Origin of the sequence: Actinoplanes siamensis, assembly GCF_016862395.1 — a bacterium.
Taxonomy (GTDB): domain Bacteria; phylum Actinomycetota; class Actinomycetes; order Mycobacteriales; family Micromonosporaceae; genus Actinoplanes; species Actinoplanes siamensis.
Genome location: NZ_BOMW01000129.1, coordinates 1 through 1,577, shown reverse-complemented (window position 1 = coordinate 1,577; position 1,577 = coordinate 1). Strand labels below are relative to the sequence as shown.

At 55.5% G+C, this 1,577-nt stretch carries 1 rRNA gene; it reads left to right on the top strand.

The features are described 5' to 3' along the window. Window positions 1–63 precede the first annotated feature (63 nt). A 23S ribosomal RNA gene (locus Asi03nite_RS37375) occupies window positions 64–1,577 on the top strand; the annotation flags it as partial.

Sequence of the window (1,577 nt, the reverse complement as noted above, 5' to 3'; positions counted from 1 at the left end):
TGGGGTTGTGGGTTGGTCGTTGGTTGAGAATTGCACAGTGGACGCGAGCATCTTGTTTTCTGTGGTTAAGTTGTCAAGGGCGAACGGTGGATGCCTTGGCACCAGGAGCCGATGAAGGACGTGGGAGGCCGCGATAGGCCTGGGGGAGCTGTCAACCTAGCTGTGATCCCAGGGTGTCCGAATGGGGAAACCTGGCACGAGTCATGTCGTGTCATCCGCACCTGAATTCATAGGGTGTGTGAGGGGAACGCGGGGAAGTGAAACATCTCAGTACCCGTAGGAAGAGAAAACAATCGTGATTCCGTGAGTAGTGGCGAGCGAAAGCGGATGTAGCCTAAACCTTTTGCGTGTGATAGCTGTCAGGCGTTGCGCAATGGGGGTCGTGGGACCTGTTCGGGGTTACTGACATTGCCCCAAGGAGTTACAAAGCTAGTTGTTAGTTGAACGGTGTGGGAAAGCCGGCCGTAGAGGGTGAGAGCCCCGTAAGCGAAAGCATCTAGCCTTCTTACAGTGTTCCCGAGTAGCAGCGGACTCCTAGAATCTGCTGTGAATTTGCCAGGACCACCTGGTAAGGCTGAATACTTCCTGGTGACCGATAGCGGACTAGTACCGTGAGGGAATGGTGAAAAGTACCCCGGGAGGGGAGTGAAATAGTACCTGAAACCGTTCGCCTACAATCCGTCAGAGCCTTTCGGGGTGATGGCGTGCCTTTTGAAGAATGAGCCTGCGAGTTAGTGGCATGTGGCGAGGTTAACCCGTGTGGGGTAGCCGTAGCGAAAGCGAGTCTGAATAGGGCGTTTTTAGTCGCATGTTCTAGACCCGAAGCGGGGTGATCTAGCCATGGGCAGGTTGAAGCGTGGGTAAGACTGCGTGGAGGACCGAACCCACCAACGTTGAAAAGTTGGGGGATGACCTGTGGTTAGGGGTGAAAGGCCAATCAAACTCCGTGATAGCTGGTTCTCCCCGAAATGCATTTAGGTGCAGCGTCGTGTGTTTCTTGCCGGAGGTAGAGCACTGGATGGTCTAGGGGGCCTACAAGCTTACTGAAATCAGCCAAACTCCGAATGCCGGTAAGTGAGAGCGCGGCAGTGAGACTGCGGGGGATAAGCTTCGTAGTCGAGAGGGAAACAGCCCAGATCGCCAGCTAAGGCCCCTAAGCGTGTGCTAAGTGGAAAAGGATGTGGGATCGCATGGACAACCAGGAGGTTGGCTTAGAAGCAGCCATCCTTTAAAGAGTGCGTAATAGCTCACTGGTCAAGTGGTTCTGCGCCGACAATGTAGCGGGGCTCAAGCACACCGCCGAAGCTGTGGCATTCATGACTTTGTTGTGGATGGGTAGGGGAGCGTCGTGCAGCGGGTGAAGCGCCGGAGTGATCCAGGTGTGGACGCTGTACGAGTGAGAATGCAGGCATGAGTAGCGAATGAAGGGTGAGAACCCCTTCCGCCGGATGACCAAGGGTTCCAGGGCCAGGCTAATCCGCCCTGGGTGAGTCGGGGCCTAAGGCGAGGCCGAGAGGCGTAGTCGATGGATAACGGGTTGATATTCCCGTACCCGCAAAGGAACGCCCAAGACGAAC